Below are 16,352 nucleotides of genomic sequence, written 5' to 3' on the forward strand. Positions count from 1 at the left end.
CATGCCCTCGCTCATCCGCACGCGCGCAGACCGCACAAAAAGGCGGGTGTGGCCACGTCGTCCAGCGCCTTGATCACCGCATCGCGCATGTCGCCGGTGCTGGCCTTGCCGCCGATATCGCGGCTGTGCGGACCATTGGTCAGCACATGACTGACGGCGGCTTCGATGGTCGTCGCTTCGATGTCCAGTCCCAGCGAATGGCGCAGCAGCAGCGCTGCGGAAAGAATGGCGCCCAGCGGATTGGCGACGCTCTGTCCGGCGATGTCCGGCGCCGAGCCGTGAATTGGCTCGTACAAGCCAACCTTGCCTTCACCCAGCGACGCGGATGGCAACAGGCCGAGTGAACCGGCCAGCGCGGCGGCCTCGTCGGTGAGGATGTCGCCAAACAGATTCTCGGTGACGATCACGTCGTAGCGTGATGGCTGCGTCAGCAAGAGCATCGCCATCGAATCGACCAGCTGATGTTCCAGTTTTACGTCCGGATACTCCGCGGCGATGCGCGTCACCGTGCTGCGCCATAGACGCGAGGTTTCCAGTACATTGGCCTTGTCCACGGACGTCACCTGCTGACGGCGATCGCGCGCCAGCTCGAACGCGCGGCGCGTGACGCGCTCGACTTCGGCCACGGTGTACTTGCACTCATCGGTCGCGGTATCGATGGTGCGCGTCTTGGCGCCGAAATAAGCGCCGCCGGTAAGTTCGCGCACGAACAGCACGTCAACGTTTTTCAACTTCTCGTTCTTCAACGGCGACAGCGAGGCCAGTGCGGGATGCACCTGCAGCGGACGCAGATTGGCGAAGACGCCGAGCGCGGCACGCAGTGCGAGCAGGCCCTGTTCCGGACGCACGGGTGCGTGCGGATCGGACCATTTCGGGCCGCCGACCGCGCCGAGCAGCACCGCATCGGCGTGCTTGCAGGCTTCCAGCGTGGCTGCCGGAAGCGGCTCGCCGGTCGCGTCGATCGCGCAACCGCCGATGGCGTGCGCTTCAAACTCAAACGTATGACCGCTGCGCTCCGCAACGGCTTCCAGTACGGCGACTGCCGCTTCGATAACTTCCGGGCCTACGCCGTCGCCGGGCAGGGTAACGATGCGCGCCTTCATGCCGCTTTCTCCTGTTGCTGTTCGTAATGAGTGATTGCGTCGGCCTGTTGCAGCAGGAAGCCGAGCTGGTCGACACCGTTGAGCAGGCAATGCCGCGCGAACGGTTCCAGCTGAAAGTGGATGCGTCCGCCATCCGGCAGCTCGATGGCCTGTTCACGCACGTCGATGGAAAGTTCGATGCCGGGGTTTTTGAGCAGCCAGTTGTGCTCCGCGTCGTCGAGCACGATGGCCAATAGGCCGTTCTTCAGCGCGTTGCCGCGGAAGATGTCCGCGATCTCGCTGCACAGCACCGCTTGGATGCCATAGTCGAGCAGCGCCCACGGTGCGTGTTCGCGCGAGGAGCCACAGCCGAAGTTGCGGCCGGCGACGAGAATGCCGCAGCCGCGCGCTGCCGGTTTGTTGAGCGGGAAATCGGGGTTGTCGCTGCCGTCCTGGAGGTAGCGCCAATCCTGGAAGCAATGCTTGCCCAGGCCGCTGCGTTCGGTGGTGGTAAGAAAGCGCGCGGGGATGATGCGGTCGGTGTCGATGTTTTCGTCGACCAGCACGGCGGTGCGCGAATGAATGCGCGTTACGGATGTCATGCGGCGGCCTCCGTCAGGTATTCGCGTGGATCGGCAATCGCGCCGGCAATCGCGGAAGCGGCCGCCGTAGCGGGGCTTGCCAGCACGGTGCGCGCACCTTTGCCTTGGCGGCCTTCGAAGTTGCGATTGGACGTGCTGACGACGAGCTGGCCCGGTTGTGCGAGATCGCCGTTCATCGCGATGCACATCGAACAGCCCGGTATGCGCCATTCCGCGCCGGCAGCGAGAAACACGTCATGCAGGCCTTCGCGTTCCGCATCGCGACGCACGGCTTCGGAGCCCGGCACGACCAGCATGCGCACGCCGCTGGCGATGTGTCGGCCGCGCAGCACATTCGCCGCTTCGCGCAGGTCCGACAGACGCGAGTTGGTGCAGCTGCCGATGAATACGACGTCGACAGCGGTGCCTTGCATCGGCTGGTTCGGCTTGCCTTGCATGTAATCCAGCGCACGTTGTTCCTGTGCGTTGCGCGCGGCGGGGATGGGCTTGTCCATCGCAATAGCCATGCCCGGATGCGTGCCGTAGGTGACCGTGGGGCGTACTTGGCTGGCATCGATGCGCACTTCGCGGTCGTACACCGCGTCAACGTCGCTATGCAGGCCGCGCCAACGCTGCACGGCGGCGTCCCATGCCGCGCCCTGCGGTACGTTGGGACGTCCCTTCAACCAGGCGAAGGTGGTTTCGTCCGGTGCGATCAATCCCGCACGAGCGCCGGCTTCGATCGACATGTTGCAAATCGTCATGCGCTCTTCCATCGACAAGGCCTCGATGGCTGCGCCGCGATACTCGAGTACGTGGCCCGTGCCGCCGTCGACGCCGATCTCGCCGATGATGTGCAGGATCAGATCCTTCGCGCCCACGCCGCGCGGCAGTTTGCCGTCGACATGGATCGCGAAGGTTTTCGGTTTGCGTTGCAGCAGGCATTGCGTGGCCATGACATGGCCGACTTCGGTGGTGCCGATGCCGAAGGCCAGCGCACCGAATGCACCGTGCGTGGAGGTGTGGCTGTCGCCGCAGACAATCGTCATGCCCGGCTGGGTGGCGCCGAGTTCGGGACCGATCACGTGCACGATGCCGCGATCGCTGCTATCCCAGCCATAGAGCTTTACGCCGAATTCGCGACAGTTCGTTTCCAGCTGCGCGACCTGCGCTTTGGCTTCGGCGTTCGCGTAGGGGCGTTCGCCGTTTGCCTGCGCGGGCAACGTTGGGGTGGAATGATCTAGCGTAGCCAGCGTGCGATCGGGACGACGCAGTTTCAGGTCACGCTCGCGCAATTCGCTGAAAGCCTGCGGTGAGGTGACTTCATGCACCAAGTGCAGGTCGATGTAGAGCACCGCCGGTGTGTCGACGGTTTCGGTCGCGACGACATGAGCGTCCCAGATTTTTTCAAATAGCGTGCGCGCGCTCATGCGGCCTCCTCGGCGCGATTGGTTTCTACATGGGTAAGCCAGCCGTAACGGTCTTGCGTGCGGCCGTTGAACAAACCGAAGAAGGCATCGCGCAGCGCGCGCGTGATCGGGCCAGGTGTGCCGCTGCCAACGTTCTTGCGGTCGACCGAACGTACGGGTGTGATTTCCGCAGCCGTGCCGGTCATGAACACTTCGTCGGCGCTGTAGAGCGCTTCGCGCGGCAGATCGCGTTCTTCGACGGAAAGGCCAAGATCGCCGGCGAGCGTGATGACGGTGTCGCGTGTGATGCCGGCGAGAATGCCCGCGCTAGAGGGCGGCGTAAGCAATTTGCCGCGCTTGACCAGGAATAGGTTTTCGCCTGCGCCTTCACTGAGCAAACCGTTGTGCCCCAGCGCGATACCTTCGTCAAAACCGCCGCGGCGCGCCTCCAGTCCGATCAGTTGGCTGCTGAGGTAGTTACCGCCTGCTTTCGCCCAGCTAGGGATCGTGTTGGGCGCCGGACGATGCCACGACGAAACACACACGTCCGCGCCGACTTCGGCTGCCTCGCCGAGATAAGCACCCCATTCCAAAGCCATGATCGCGACGTCGACGGGCGCACCGTCCCTGGGGAGAACGCCGAGCCCGCCGGCGCCGCGAAAGACAATCGGTCGTACATAAGCGGATGCCATCCGATTGGCGCGAATCAATTCCAGGCAGGCTTCATCGATCTGCTGTTCGCTATAACCGATCTCGATCTCGTACACGCGCGCCGATTCGAACAGGCGGCGCGTGTGATCGGCGAGGCGAAAATACGCAGGACCGTCGGGCGTGGCATACACGCGCTCGCCTTCGAAGACGGATGAGCCGTAATGCAGCGCATGCGTGCTGACGTGGACCGTGGCTTCGGCCCAGGGCTTGATGCGCCCGTTGTGCCAAAGAAAGGGCGTACTCATACGGAAACTCCTTGCAATGGCGCGGCATTGGCGTGTCGTTCGATGCCTTGCCGTTCGATGCGATTGACGATGGCGAGCGCGGCATGCGCGGTCGCTTCGATGATGTCGGTGCTCACGCTGCTGCCGTTCCAGTCGTGCCTCGCGTGGCGCGCGGTGAGTTGCGCATAGCCTTGCGCATCGCCGCCCTCGCTCATTGCGCGGACCTGGAAACGGGTCAACACCATGTCGGTGCCGGTGGCGCGCTCGATCGCACGCAGCACAGCGTCCACCGGACCATCGCCGATGGCGGCTTCGCCGACTTTGCGGCCGTCGTCATGGATCAGCTTTACCGTCGCCGAAGCGCTGCTACCCAAGTGCGAACTGGTGTTGAGCTGATCGAGGCGCCACGGGCCCGTGGCATCCGGATCCAAGCCCAGGGCCAATGCCTCGAGATCCTCGTCGCGAATATCGCGTTTGCGATCGGCGAGTGCTTTGAAAAGCTTGAAAACGCCGTCGAGGGCCGCGTCGTCCAACGAGTGGCCGAGTGCTTCCAGACGCTGACGCAGCGCATGGCGGCCGGAATGCTTGCCGAGCACCAGGGTCGTCGCGGCAATGCCGACGTCCTCCGGGCGCATGATTTCGTAGGTGCCGCGATGCTTGAGCATGCCGTGCTGGTGAATGCCCGACTCGTGCGCGAACGCGTTTTCGCCCACGACTGCCTTGTTGCGCGGCACGGCCTGGCCGGTCACCTGGGTCAGCAGGCGCGAAGTGGGATACAGCTTGCGCGTGTCGATGCGCGTATGGAGGCCGAAATGCGGGGCGCGCACCTTCAGCGCCATCACGATTTCTTCCAGCGCCGCATTGCCGGCGCGCTCGCCGATGCCATTGATGGTGCACTCCACTTGCCGCGCGCCGGCACTCACTGCGGCCAGGCTGTTGGCCACGGCCATGCCCAGGTCGTCATGGCAATGCGTGGAGAACACGGCCTTATGCGCATCGCGCACGTGGCGACGCAGGTAGGTGAACAACTCCACCATTTCGGCAGGCGTGGTGTAGCCCACCGTGTCAGGCGCGTTGAGCGTGGTGGCGCCGGCGGCGATCGCGGCACTGAACACTTCGACCAGAAATTCCGGCTCGGTGCGCAGTGCATCTTCCGCGGAAAATTCGACATCCGCGCAGTATTTGCGGGCGCGCTCGATGGACGCGACAGCCGTATCCAGCACCTGTGCCTTGCTCATGCCCAGCTTGTGCTCGCGGTGCAGCGGGCTGGTGGAGAGAAACAGGTGGATGCGCGCGTGCCGTGCGCGTTCGAGTGCACGTGCAGAGGTGTCGATATCGCCGTTCTGGCAGCGTGCGAGTGCGCACACCGTGGTGTTGCGCAACGTGCGCGCGATTTCTTCGACAGCGGCGAAATCGTCCGGGGAAGCCTGCGGAAAACCGGCTTCGAGGATATCCACGCCTAGCGCTTCCAGCGCTTGTGCCATGCACAATTTCGCGCGCCGGTCCATGGAAAAACCGGGCGCTTGCTCGCCGTCGCGCAAGGTGGTGTCGAAGATGCGTACGCGATCTTCGGCGCTTTCTCCACCTTGGTCGTTGTCGTTCGGTTGTGCTGTTTCGGGGGTCATGCCTGGCTCCGTTTGGGGCGGTGCCGAGGGGCAACAAAAAACCCCGCATCCTGATCGGGTGCGGGGTTCTTCGGGGTATCTAGGTTAGTTTTGCTTTACCTTGACACGCGCCCTCAGCCCGCACCTCCGTTGGTAATAAGGAGTACGAGTACGAGGGGAAGAAGAAGCAGGCCACCGAAGGGCAGCAGATCCATGTCCGTCGGTGGACGGATCGCACGGGTCACATAACGGTGGCTGTTGCGCTGCGGCATGTCGTCGACCCTAAGGCACGCTGTAACGACGTGTCAATCTTTTTTTTATGAAAAATTTTCCGAATGCCAATTCGTTCGCGTACGGACGGATGGACGTCCATATGTATCAACGCATTTCGTATCAATTCGTTTCATTAGCAACCAATGCCGATGTTCCCGGTGACGTGTGCTTCTACGAATATCAAGCAACGCAGACGAGCGAAAAGCGACATCACAAAGCCGACGATGCCCTGTTGGCGCAGAATTCTGGGCGCGGTAAGCGACCCGCTACCATGGCGTCATGAACGCCCGAAACCTACTGATGCCTCGTCGTCTTCCCCTGCGCCTGCTGCCATTGGGCCGTTTCATGCGGCCGAAACGGGAGGCCTTGCAGGCGTTTGCGGTGCACGCCGACGGCATCCGGGTGCTGGACGATCCGATTGCCTTCCGCCGGACCCTGCTCGAGCTGATCGCACAGGCCACGCGCCGCATCGTGATCGTTGCCTTGTACTTGCAGGATGACGACGCCGGCCGTGAAGTACTCGATGCGCTCTATGCCGCCCGCAGAAACCATCCATCGCTCGAGGTGGAGATCTATGTGGACTGGCACCGCGCCCGGCGCGGCCTGATCGGCAAGGATGCCAGTGAAGGAAACGCGGCGCTCTATCGCCAGTACGCGACGCGGTTTGGTGATGACGTGCCGATTTACGGTGTGCCGGTGCAGAACCGGGAGCTGTTCGGCGTACTGCATCTGAAGGGTTTCGTGATCGATGAGGACGTGTTGTACAGCGGGGCGAGCATCAACGACGTCTACCTTGCCCGGCACGGACGTTATCGGCTCGATCGCTATCACCTTATCCGTCATGGCGGGCTGGCCGACAGCATGGCCGCCTTCGTGCACGATCATCTGCGCGACAACGAAGCGGTCAGGCGAGTCGATCAAAGACCGTTACCGGCTACGCGCGATTTGCAGCATGCGATCCGTCATCTGCGCCGACAGCTGCAGCACGCGCGTTACCAGGTGCCGCGCGAACCGCTACCTGAAGGTGCGGTGGCGGTTACGCCGCTGCTCGGTTTCGGCCGCAGCGACAATCAGCTCAACGATACCCTCCTGAGCTTGCTGCGCGATGCTCGGCAGCGGGTGATCCTCTTCACGCCATACTTCAATCTGCCGCGTCCTGTGCGTGCGGTGCTCGGCAACCTGCTGCGTCGCGGCTGTGTCATCGACATCATGGTCGGCGACAAGACCGCCAACGATTTCTACATCCCGCCGCAGGAGCCCTTTCGCAAGATTGGTTTGCTGCCGTATCTTTACGAAAGCAACCTGCGACGGTTTGCGCGTGCCCACCGTACGCATATCGCTCGCGGCCAGCTCAACCTTTGGCTATGGCGCGATGGCGACAACAGTTATCACCTCAAGGGTTTGTTGATCGACGACGAGATCGCCGTATTGACCGGCAACAATCTGAATCCTCGCGCGTGGGCGCTGGATCTGGAAAACGGGCTGCTGTTGCGCGACCCATCGTGTCTGCTCACGGCGAGGCACGAGGCCGAATGGGCCGCGCTGCGCAGCCATGCCGCGCGGCTGGACGACTACCATGCGTTGGATAACCCTCGTCGCTATCCGGCCGAGGTGCGCAGACTGTTACGGCGACTTAGCCGGGTGCGGTTGGATCGCCTGCTCAATCGATTGCTTTAGTGGGCGCTGAGTCGCGTCAGCCGCATAGTCAGCCAGCGCGACACATCCGGCCACTCGCTGGCAATGATGGAGTAACACACCGTATCGCGGAGCGTGCCATCCGGGCGGCGCTTGTGGGCGCGCAGCACGCCGTCGCGGTGCGCGCCGAGGCGTTCGATCGCGCGCTGCGAATCGAGGTTGCGGCCATCGGTGTGAAATTCCACGGCGACGCATTGCAGCGCTTCGAACGCGTATCCGAGCAGCAGTCGCTTGCAGGCCGTATTCAAATGGCTTTTCTGCCAGCGTTTCGCATACCAGGTATAGCCAATCGCTATACGTGGGAGGGCAGGGTCGAAGTCATAGAACCGGGTAGTGCCGACGATGTCTCCGCTGCTTTTCTCACGCACCGCGAACGGCAGCATGTTGTTCGCGGCGAGGCCGTCGAGTGCCTTCTCGATATAGGCTTTCGCCTGTCCGGGTGCCGGCGCGCTGGTAAACCAAAGCTTCCACAATTCGCCATCCGCCGCGGCGGCTTCGAGATCGGGTGCGTGCTGCAGGCCGAGGGGTTCGAGCAGGACGTGATCGTCCTGTAGAGAAATCGGGGTAAGCGGCATCGGATTCAGGCGTCGAGGTCGGGGATCAGCTTGCTTTCAAGTCGCGCAATGTTGTCTTTCAACAGCAGCTTGCGCTTCTTCATGCGGGTGATCTGCAGCTCGTCGCGGCCGATCGACGCGGCCAGCTGCGCGATCGCTGCATCGAGGTCGCGATGCTCCTGACGGAGTTCGGCCAGCAGATGGGCGATTTGAGTCGGGTCCTGGGCCTGCATGGCGGACAAGTCGCAAAGGCGGCGGTAGAGCGCCGATTGTAGCGCGCCAGATCGCGGCAGGTGAGGCGGGTACAATAGCCGCTTGCCCGTTCGATACCACCGCCATGTCCGCTCCCCCCGAGGTCGCCCAACCCGATATTGCCCGCAAGCTGGCTTACGAGGCCGGCAAGCTGGCCAAGCGCCTGCGCCACCAGGTCGGTCAGGCGATCGCGGACTTCAACATGATCGAGGACGGCGATAAGGTCATGGTGTGCCTTTCGGGCGGCAAAGACTCGTACACCATGCTGGACATCCTGCTCTCGTTGCAGGCGAAGGCGCCGGTGCGTTTCCAGTTGATCGCGGTGAATCTCGATCAGAAGCAGCCGGGGTTTCCCGAATACCTGCTGCCGCAGTATCTCACCGAGCGCGGCGTGCCCTTTCATATCATCGAACAAGATACCTACAGCACCGTCACTCGGGTGATTCCCGAGGGCAAGACCATGTGCAGCCTGTGTTCGCGGCTGCGGCGCGGCGCGCTGTACCACTGGGCGGCGGCCAACGGCATCACCAAGATCGCGCTGGGGCATCATCGCGACGATATTCTGGGTACGTTTTTCCTCAACATGTTCTATCAGGGCAGCTTGAAGGCGATGCCGCCCAAGCTGCGGTCCGACGACGGACGTCATGTGGTGATCCGACCGCTGGCGTACTGCAAAGAAAGCGATATCGCCGACTACGCCGCGCACAGGCAGTTTCCGATCATTCCCTGTAATCTCTGCGGCTCGCAGGAGAACCTGCAGCGCAAGGCCGTCAGCCGCATGTTGCACGAGTGGGAGCGCCAGCACCCCGGGCGCAGCGAAACCATTTTTCGCGCGCTGGGTAATGTGGCACCCTCGCAGTTGGCCGATCGTCAGCTGTTCGATTTCGCTGCGCTGGGTGCTCGCGAAGGTGCTCAGCGCGTCGACGTGCATGGCTGGCTTGCCGGAACCGAAGGCGACAGCAACCGTTAGCATCCCGGCGGACGTCTGGACGTCCATACCTCCATCTACCCATTGTCGAGTACAGCCGTGTCCCTCTTTGCATCTGTTGAAATGACCCCGGGTGATCCGATCCTGGGACTTACCGAAGCTTTTGTGGCCGATACGCGTCCGGGCAAGGTCAACTTGGGCGTGGGCATCTATTACGACGAATCCGGCCGCATTCCGCTGTTGCGCGCGGTGCGCCATGTGGAAGAGATGCTGGCGCGTGAGGCGAAGCCGCGCGGCTACCTGCCGATCGATGGTCTGCCGGCGTATACCCAGGCGACGCAGAAGCTGGTTTTCGGCGCCGATTCCCCGCTGCTGGCGGCCGGTCGCGTGGCGACCTCGCAGACGGTCGGCGGCAGCGGCGCGCTGCGCGTGGGTGCGGATTTGCTGCGGAAAGCTTTGCCGAAAGCGAAAGTGGCGATCAGCAGCCCGAGCTGGGAAAACCATCGCGTGGTATTCAACGCCGCCGGTTTCGAGGTGGTGGATTACACCTATTACGACGCGGCAACACACGGTCTCAATTTCGCAGGCATGCTGGCCGACCTCGGCAAACTGGAACCTGGCACCGTCGTGCTGCTGCATGCCTGCTGTCATAACCCCACCGGCGTGGATCTCACCGTCGAGCAATGGCAGCAAGTGGTGGCGCTGGTGAAAGATCGCGGCCTGCTGCCCTTCATCGACATGGCTTATCAGGGCTTCGACAAGGGTATCGACGAGGATGCTGCAGCGGTGCGTCTGTTCGCCGAATCGGGCATCGAATCCTTCGTGGTCGCCAATTCCTATTCCAAGTCGTTCTCGTTGTATGGCGAGCGCGTGGGTGCGCTTTCCATCGTCGGCGCCAACCGCGACGAGGCGCTGCGCGTGCAATCGCTGGTCAAACGCATCATCCGCTCGATATATTCCAGTCCGTCTACGCATGGCGGCGCACTGGTGGCAGGCGTGCTCAACAGCACGGAACTGCGTGCGGTATGGGAGCAGGAGCTGACCGAGATGCGCGAGCGCATTCACGCGATGCGTGCCGGCATGGTGGAAAAGCTGGCCGCCAACGGCGCGCCGCAATTCGGCTTTATCCAGAAGCAGGCGGGCATGTTCTCGTACTCCGGTCTGAGCAAGGCGCAAGTGGATCGTTTGCGCGAAGAACATGCGATCTACGCCATCGGCACCGGCCGCATCTGCGTGGCCGCGCTCAATCGCGCCAATCTCGATACGGTGGTTGCTGCAGTCGCTGCGGTGAGCCGCTAAACCTCCATAAATATCATCGCCCCGGCGACGGCCGGGGCTCAGCGTCTTGTCTGCCGATAAGTCACTGGGTCTCGGTTTGCGCCGGGGCGACGGCATGACCCTTCAATCGGATCCTTCATGTTTTTTCGCAACCTCACGCTATTCCGCTTTTCTCCCGCTGTTGCCGAAGATCTGAAGCGCCTCGATGAGGCGTTAGGCGACCATCGCTTGCGTCCCTGTGGTCCGCTGGAAATGGGCACGCGTGGTTTCGTGCCGCCGGTCGGTCGCGGCGAAGAGGCCGCGCTCACGCACGCTGTGAACGCCTGCACGCTGCTCACCGTGGGCAGCGAAGAAAAACTGCTGCCGGCGGCCGTGGTGAACGACGAGCTGCAACGCAAAGTGCAAAAAATCGCCGAGGAAGAAGGCCGCAAGGTTGGCGGTCGCGAGCGCAAGCGCATCAAAGAAGATCTGCTTACCGAACTGCTGCCGCGCGCCTTCGTGCGCAGCTCGCGCATGTCGGCTTACGTCGACCGCAAGCACGGCTGGCTGGTGCTCGATACCGCCAGCCGTAAAGCAGCGGAGAACGCGCTGACGCAAGTGCGCGAAGCGCTCGGCAGCTTTCCCGCCGTACCGCTCGCGCCGGAAGAGGGTCCGCGCGTGTTGATGACCGACTGGCTCGCCAGCGGCAAGCTGCCGGGCGGTCTCGTACTCGGCGACGAATGCGAACTGCGCGATCCGGCCACTGCTACCGGTGCCATCGCGCGTTGCCGTCGTCAGGATCTCGATGCCGAAGAAGTAAAAGAGCATTTGCGCAACGGCAAGCAAGTGTTCCAGCTGGGACTGGTGTTCGATGACCGCATGAGCTTCGTGCTGGGCGAGGATCTGGTGCTGCGCAAGCTGAAATTCCTCGATGTCGTGCTGGACGAGCTGGGCGACAGCCAGCAAGACGCGGCCGCCGAGCTGGACGCCCGGTTTGCCCTGCTGACCCTGGAATTGGAGCGTTTGCTGGCCAAACTCGAGGAATGGTTCGGCCTCCCGCGTCCCAAGGAGAATTGAGACGCGCGCCAGATCGGGCTTCCCGGGGGTCAGGTCAAAAAGCCCTTGCGCATGGCGTCGCCGCCCCACATTCTGCCTGGGCTCGGGGGCCATTTTGGCCCCCGGCGGTAGTACCGATAGGCAGAATCATGGCGTACCTCGACGGCGACTGGCTGGAGTTGGCAACACTCAGCGGCAACACCATTCGTGTGCTCAAAGCAGCACACCCACGGGCGCGACGGCTGCGCTTGACCGTGTCGCCCAAGGGCGCGCGCATCACGTATCCGCAAGGCACGCATCCGTCGCAAGTCAACGCCTTTCTACGTCACAACGCCGATTGGTTGGAGAAGAAACTCGACGAACTGAATCTCTTCGTCGAACCGCTGCCGCCATTGCGCGTGGGCACACCCATCGACTTTCCGTTGCGCGGTGAAACAGCCACGCTGTATTGGGCCGAAGGTGTCTATCCGCGTGTTGTCGCCTACGACAACAGCCTGACGCTGGAAATCCCGCGCCCGCACAGCCGTGCATTGCCGGTCGCGCGCGGCCTGCTTGCTTCGTATTTCGAAAATCAGATCCGCCGTGATGTCTCGCGCTGGCTGGCCGGCTACGTACCGCAGCTTGGTCTGGCGCCGACTGCGCTACGCATTCGCCCGATGAAAAGCTTGTGGGGCAGCCTCGATACGCGCGATCGCATCAATCTCGATCTCGCACTCGCGCTCGCACCGCCCGCAGCCCTGCGCTACGTGCTGGCACACGAGCTTTGCCATCTGAAAGTACGCAACCACTCGCCGCGCTTCTGGGCGCACGTGGAATCGATCTTCCCCGACTGGCGCGAACAGCGCGACTGGCTGCGCCAGAATGGTGCGACGCTGAAGGCGGAACTGGACAGGCTGATCGCCGACGTCGCCGATTGATGGCGCGCCACACCGCCGCTTGGGGATAAACAGAGTTTTCCGACGCAAGGGGATGGCGATGTCGATTCCGTTCGGGTATCTGTTTGGCGGTGCGTGGCTGCTGTGGCTCATGTACTGGGGCATCAGCGCGGCGAACGTGAAACAAGCCGTGCGCGTCGAATCCCCGCTGTCGCGCTTTGGCAAATACAGCTTGCCACTGATCGTCGCGGTGCTGTTGATGATGAATACCGGCTGGTTAAACGGCACCGTGCTGCGCGAACGCTTTATGCCGGCCGACGAATGGGTGGTGTGGCTTGGCTTCATCCTCACGCTTGCAGGGCTCGCCTTCGCCTGCTGGGCGCGCGTGATTCTCGGACGCAACTGGAGTGGCGTGGTCCAGCTGAAACAGGATCACGAACTGATCGTCCGTGGCCCTTACAGCATCGTGCGCCACCCCATCTACACCGGTTTGTTGCTCGCCTTTCTCGGCAGCGCTCTGGCGATCGGGGAGTGGCGCGGATTGCTCGCCACTGCGATTGTCGCGGCCTCGTTCTGGCGCAAGCTGCGAATGGAAGAGCGTTGGTTGTGCGAGCTCTTCGGTGAGCAATATCGCGCGTACATGCAGCGCGTCAAAGCGCTGGTGCCTTGGGTGTTGTGATTCCCCATGGCCTGATTTCGGCGGACACTCTAAATAAATCGACGTCATCCCGACTTTCGTCAGGATGACGTTTTAAAGGTTGTTTTAAGCTTATCTAGCGCAAGCGGGCACTGTCAGTGCGCCAGTGCGAAGCTGGTCAGCACTTGTACGAATTCCTGCGGCTTCTCCATCTGCGGCATGTGATTGCACCCATTGAGCACACTGGTGCTGATCGCCGGCGCATGGGTGAGGCCGTTGCGCAGGCTGTCCAGTGCGGAGATATCGATGATCTTGTCGTCGTGACACCACAGACCCAGCGTCGGCATGGTCAGCTTGTCGAGGCGGCTCTGCAGCGACAGCACCTGAGAGTCTTCGTCCAATTCGTGAAAGGTGCTTTCGATGAAAGCGCGATTCTTGATGCTGTCCTTCACGAACACATCGATAAAGCGCCCTGGAATATTGGGTACATGCTCGAATGCCAACGCATTGGCACGCAGGAAGCCGGCACGGTCGTCGTAGATGAAGGGATCTTTGCCGCTCCGCGCTTCCTTGGCGAAGTCGTTTTCCTTGAAATTCAGGCCAAACGAATCGATCAGCGCCAATTCGCTGACATCATCCGGATGCTCAGCGGCATACACGCCGGCAATCGCGCCACCCATTGAATGACCTACGAGCAGAAAGTGCTGGAGGTGCAGCGTCTGCACGAAATCGTTGAAGCGTGCGACCTGGCTGTCGATGTTGTAGCTGGCGTTGGGAATGCGCGAGGACTCGCCCCAACCCGGCAGGTCGGGAATGATCACGTGGAAATGCGCGGTGAGCATGGGCGCGACCTTCAGCCACACTTCCTTGCGTGCCGCAAAGCCGTGCAGCAAGACGATGGTCGGCCCTTGGCCACCTTCGTAATACACCCACTGCGTATCGCCGGCCTGCACGGAACGCTTTTCCAGCTGCGCATTCATCGCCTCGCGCATCGAGTTGGCCTGGAGCAGCCATTGCGGCGCGAACAGATAACTGCCGCCTAGCGAAACGACCAGCAGCGCGGCAACGATGCCGAGGAATTTCAGGCGACGTATCAGCAAGCGTTGCCATAGGGGGCGAGATGGGTTCAATGCGGATGTGGTCATAGCTAGTGCCGGATGCAGGTTGTGAATCCTTCTCCCACCGGGAGAAGGTGCCCCGAAGGGGCGGATGAGGGTACGAGCGGAGCCTAGAAGCGGGAAACTTCAATATCGCGCAAGCTCCGCACCCTCACCCCAACCCCTCTCCCAAAGGGAGAGGGGCTAAAGCGCTTACTTCTTTGAGGCCTTCGCAAACAATGCCTCGACAGCCTGCTGTGTCAGCGGGTGATAACCATCCTTCGCTTTGGCATACACCTGTTCGGCGAAAGCAAGACCGTCCGGCGTCTTGCTCAGCGCGGCATAGACCGGCATCGTCAGGTACAGACGGCCGATGCGCGTCATATGTTCGGCGGCGTCCGGCCACGCGGCCTTGTCGCCCGCGGCAATGGCGTGAACGTACCAACGCATGCCGATTTCCGCATTCGGCGTACCGGTGAGATGCCACGCGGCATCGAGCGCCTGCATTTTGTCCAGCGGCGGCACATCCGGCAGGCCGTCCAGGAAGTACATCCATTCCTGCGTGTTCCAACCCTTCGCATCGAGCTTGTCGGCGGTCAGCGTGCCCGCTAGAAAGGCACTGCGCTCCTTGTCGATGGCGTCGAAGCGCGGCGAAGCAGGGATCGGTGCATTTTTCGGAATGCCGGCGTCGTAGACCCACTCCCTTGCTTCATCCCAGCTCATTTTGCCGGGGTATTTGTCGATCAGGTTTGGTTTCAGGTAGTCGAGCATCTGCTCGGTGGTAATGCTCTGGAACGCGAAGTGATTGAAGTAGCCCTTCAGATAGTTGTCGAACGTATCGCGGCCGAAGCGCTGCTCCAGCGTGCGCAGAAACCAGGAGCCCTTGTTGTAGGCGACGTCGGAGAGCGAATCGTCGGCATCGATACCGCCTGGCTTGGGAGCAAGGCGCTGCGCGTTTGCGGGCAGCGTGCCGACTTCCTTCTGCAAGGTATGAATATCGAGCAGGGCTTCCTCGTCGGCCTGACGCTTGCCGTACAGCGCTTCGGTGATGCGGCCCTGCACATAGGTGGTCACGCCTTCGTTGAGCCAGATGTCGCGCCACGACGCGGCCGTCACCAGGTTGCCCGACCACGAGTGCGCCAGCTCATGCGCTACCAGCGAGACCAAGCTCTTGTCACCGACAAGCACAGTCGGCGTGGCGAAGGTCATGTTGGGATTTTCCATGCCGCCGTACGGAAAGCTCGGCGGCAACACCAGGATGTCGTAGCGGCCCCAGCGGTAGGGACCGTACAACTTCTCCGCCGTCTGAATCATCTTCTCGGTGTCTTCGAACTCGTGCGCGGCCTTGCCGACTACCGACGGCTCGGCATACACCGCCGAACGCGGGCCGGTTTCTTTCACCGCAAGATCGCCCGCGGCGATCGCCAGCAGGTAGGAGGGGATCGGATGCGTCTGGTTGAAGCTGAAATCGCCGTTCAACGGATGCTTGGGATTATTCGGCGCGCTCATCGCCACGCGAGCATCCTGTGGTGCGGTGACATGGGCGTCATACGTGAAACGGATCGCCGGCGAATCCTGCAGCGGCACCCAGGAGCGTGCGTGGATGGATTCCGATTGCGAGAACATGAAGGGCTGCTTCTTGTCCGCCGTCTGCGCGGGGGGCAGCCACTGCAGGCCGGAGGCGTCCGGCGAGGTGGTATAGACGATGCGCACTTCATGCGGACGCTGCGGCGTCTGGATGGTCAGCTCGCTACCCAGTTGCTTGTCGCGCGGCGCCAACGCGTACTGCAGCGGTGACGTCTTGCCCTTGGCATCGACCGCTTCCACGCTGGCGATGTTCAGATCGCGCGTGTCCAGGGTCAGTGCTGTGGCTTTGGGATCCTTCCAGTCCAGCGTCAGCGTGGCCTGGCCATCGAGCTGGCGGTGCGGGAAATCAATCTTCAGCGTCAGGTCCAGATGGGTGACGCGCACCTCGTCCGGCTGGGCGTAGGAATAGGGATCGTTGGCGTAGGCTGCCAAAGGCAACAGCAGGGCGCCCAGGGCCAGGGTACGGAGCGGGAACATCGTGCGGCTTCCGAGGGGAATAGGGAGCGGCGAGTATGCCACTCCCGCCTGGC

General features: G+C 62.3%; 15 protein-coding genes. 6 read left to right on the plus strand and 9 right to left on the minus strand.

Going from position 1 to position 16,352, the window contains the following annotated elements; all coding sequences use genetic code 11:
• Nucleotides 1-11: 11 nt before the first annotated feature.
• From leuB to QQL64_RS12015, 5 genes are read right to left on the minus strand one after another with little or no spacing between them, the layout of a single operon-like run.
• Nucleotides 12-1,103 (minus strand): 3-isopropylmalate dehydrogenase, encoded by a 1,092-nt coding sequence (gene leuB, locus QQL64_RS11995; RefSeq protein ID WP_284399879.1) that lies wholly within the window; start codon nucleotides 1,101-1,103, stop codon nucleotides 12-14.
• Complete coding sequence (gene leuD, locus QQL64_RS12000; protein ID WP_284399881.1) at nucleotides 1,100-1,684, minus strand: 3-isopropylmalate dehydratase small subunit; 585 nt, start codon at nucleotides 1,682-1,684, stop codon at nucleotides 1,100-1,102. Before leuD ends, leuB begins: the two co-directional genes overlap by 4 nt.
• On the minus strand, nucleotides 1,681-3,093 hold the full coding sequence (gene leuC, locus QQL64_RS12005) for a 3-isopropylmalate dehydratase large subunit (RefSeq protein ID WP_284399883.1): 1,413 nt from the start codon (nucleotides 3,091-3,093) through the stop codon (nucleotides 1,681-1,683). Before leuC ends, leuD begins: the two co-directional genes overlap by 4 nt.
• Complete coding sequence (locus tag QQL64_RS12010) at nucleotides 3,090-4,028, minus strand: branched-chain amino acid transaminase (protein WP_284399885.1); 939 nt, start codon at nucleotides 4,026-4,028, stop codon at nucleotides 3,090-3,092. The genes leuC and QQL64_RS12010 overlap by 4 nt, the downstream gene beginning before the upstream one ends.
• Nucleotides 4,025-5,632, minus strand: coding sequence for a 2-isopropylmalate synthase (locus QQL64_RS12015; RefSeq protein WP_284399886.1), 1,608 nt, complete (start codon nucleotides 5,630-5,632; stop codon nucleotides 4,025-4,027). The genes QQL64_RS12010 and QQL64_RS12015 overlap by 4 nt, the downstream gene beginning before the upstream one ends.
• A gap of 552 nt (nucleotides 5,633-6,184) precedes the next feature.
• Between QQL64_RS12015 and pssA the strand changes: the two genes are divergently transcribed.
• Nucleotides 6,185-7,561, plus strand: coding sequence for a CDP-diacylglycerol--serine O-phosphatidyltransferase (gene pssA, locus QQL64_RS12020; RefSeq protein ID WP_404600983.1), 1,377 nt, complete (start codon nucleotides 6,185-6,187; stop codon nucleotides 7,559-7,561).
• On the opposite strand, the gene QQL64_RS12025 is transcribed toward pssA, so the two are convergent.
• Together QQL64_RS12025 and QQL64_RS12030 are read right to left on the minus strand one after the other, a co-directional pair.
• Complete coding sequence (locus QQL64_RS12025) at nucleotides 7,558-8,154, minus strand: GNAT family N-acetyltransferase (protein ID WP_284399888.1); 597 nt, start codon at nucleotides 8,152-8,154, stop codon at nucleotides 7,558-7,560. The genes pssA and QQL64_RS12025 overlap by 4 nt on opposite strands.
• Nucleotides 8,155-8,159: 5 nt before the next feature.
• Nucleotides 8,160-8,366: a YdcH family protein gene (locus tag QQL64_RS12030; RefSeq protein WP_284399889.1), complete on the minus strand. Its 207-nt coding sequence runs from the start codon at nucleotides 8,364-8,366 to the stop codon at nucleotides 8,160-8,162.
• 104 nt (nucleotides 8,367-8,470) lie between these two features.
• On the opposite strand from QQL64_RS12030, the gene ttcA reads away from it, so the two are divergent.
• The 5 genes from ttcA (at nucleotide 8,471) to QQL64_RS12055 (ending at nucleotide 13,180) form a co-directional block, all read left to right on the plus strand.
• Nucleotides 8,471-9,355 (plus strand): tRNA 2-thiocytidine(32) synthetase TtcA, encoded by an 885-nt coding sequence (gene ttcA, locus QQL64_RS12035; protein ID WP_284399890.1) that lies wholly within the window; start codon nucleotides 8,471-8,473, stop codon nucleotides 9,353-9,355.
• 57 nt (nucleotides 9,356-9,412) lie between these two features.
• The gene (locus QQL64_RS12040; RefSeq protein ID WP_284399892.1) at nucleotides 9,413-10,612 is read left to right on the plus strand and encodes an amino acid aminotransferase; all 1,200 of its coding nucleotides are present in this window, start codon (nucleotides 9,413-9,415) and stop codon (nucleotides 10,610-10,612) included.
• Between the two features lie 117 nt (nucleotides 10,613-10,729).
• Nucleotides 10,730-11,647: a recombination-associated protein RdgC gene (locus QQL64_RS12045; RefSeq protein WP_284399894.1), complete on the plus strand. Its 918-nt coding sequence runs from the start codon at nucleotides 10,730-10,732 to the stop codon at nucleotides 11,645-11,647.
• A 128-nt stretch (nucleotides 11,648-11,775) separates the two neighbouring features.
• Complete coding sequence (locus QQL64_RS12050) at nucleotides 11,776-12,543, plus strand: M48 family metallopeptidase (RefSeq protein WP_284399896.1); 768 nt, start codon at nucleotides 11,776-11,778, stop codon at nucleotides 12,541-12,543.
• Nucleotides 12,544-12,601: 58 nt separating this feature from the next.
• Nucleotides 12,602-13,180, plus strand: coding sequence for a methyltransferase family protein (locus QQL64_RS12055; protein WP_284399898.1), 579 nt, complete (start codon nucleotides 12,602-12,604; stop codon nucleotides 13,178-13,180).
• Nucleotides 13,181-13,293: 113 nt separating this feature from the next.
• Here the strand turns inward: QQL64_RS12055 and QQL64_RS12060 are convergent, their stop codons facing one another.
• On the minus strand, nucleotides 13,294-14,283 hold the full coding sequence (locus QQL64_RS12060) for an alpha/beta fold hydrolase (RefSeq protein WP_284399901.1): 990 nt from the start codon (nucleotides 14,281-14,283) through the stop codon (nucleotides 13,294-13,296).
• 165 nt (nucleotides 14,284-14,448) lie between these two features.
• Complete coding sequence (locus QQL64_RS12065; RefSeq protein WP_284399905.1) at nucleotides 14,449-16,299, minus strand: M1 family metallopeptidase; 1,851 nt, start codon at nucleotides 16,297-16,299, stop codon at nucleotides 14,449-14,451.
• Nucleotides 16,300-16,352: the final 53 nt, after the last annotated feature.

It is taken from the genome of Dyella lipolytica (assembly GCF_030160075.1).
GTDB lineage: Bacteria > Pseudomonadota > Gammaproteobacteria > Xanthomonadales > Rhodanobacteraceae > Dyella_B > Dyella_B lipolytica.

Bases quoted from the DNA above. Each gene is read 5' to 3' on its own strand.
- leuB (WP_284399879.1), bottom strand. From the start codon at position 1,103: ATGAAGGCGCGCATCGTTACCCTGCCCGGCGACGGCGTAGGCCCGGAA.
- leuD (WP_284399881.1), bottom strand. From the start codon at position 1,684: ATGACATCCGTAACGCGCATTCATTCGCGCACCGCCGTGCTGGTCGAC.
- leuC (WP_284399883.1), bottom strand. From the start codon at position 3,093: ATGAGCGCGCGCACGCTATTTGAAAAAATCTGGGACGCTCATGTCGTC.
- QQL64_RS12010 (WP_284399885.1), bottom strand. From the start codon at position 4,028: ATGAGTACGCCCTTTCTTTGGCACAACGGGCGCATCAAGCCCTGGGCC.
- QQL64_RS12015 (WP_284399886.1), bottom strand. From the start codon at position 5,632: ATGACCCCCGAAACAGCACAACCGAACGACAACGACCAAGGTGGAGAA.
- pssA (WP_404600983.1), top strand. From the start codon at position 6,185: ATGCCTCGTCGTCTTCCCCTGCGCCTGCTGCCATTGGGCCGTTTCATG.
- QQL64_RS12025 (WP_284399888.1), bottom strand. From the start codon at position 8,154: ATGCCGCTTACCCCGATTTCTCTACAGGACGATCACGTCCTGCTCGAA.
- QQL64_RS12030 (WP_284399889.1), bottom strand. From the start codon at position 8,366: ATGCAGGCCCAGGACCCGACTCAAATCGCCCATCTGCTGGCCGAACTC.
- ttcA (WP_284399890.1), top strand. From the start codon at position 8,471: ATGTCCGCTCCCCCCGAGGTCGCCCAACCCGATATTGCCCGCAAGCTG.
- QQL64_RS12045 (WP_284399894.1), top strand. From the start codon at position 10,730: ATGTTTTTTCGCAACCTCACGCTATTCCGCTTTTCTCCCGCTGTTGCC.
- QQL64_RS12050 (WP_284399896.1), top strand. From the start codon at position 11,776: ATGGCGTACCTCGACGGCGACTGGCTGGAGTTGGCAACACTCAGCGGC.
- QQL64_RS12055 (WP_284399898.1), top strand. From the start codon at position 12,602: ATGTCGATTCCGTTCGGGTATCTGTTTGGCGGTGCGTGGCTGCTGTGG.
- QQL64_RS12060 (WP_284399901.1), bottom strand. From the start codon at position 14,283: ATGACCACATCCGCATTGAACCCATCTCGCCCCCTATGGCAACGCTTG.
- QQL64_RS12065 (WP_284399905.1), bottom strand. From the start codon at position 16,299: ATGTTCCCGCTCCGTACCCTGGCCCTGGGCGCCCTGCTGTTGCCTTTG.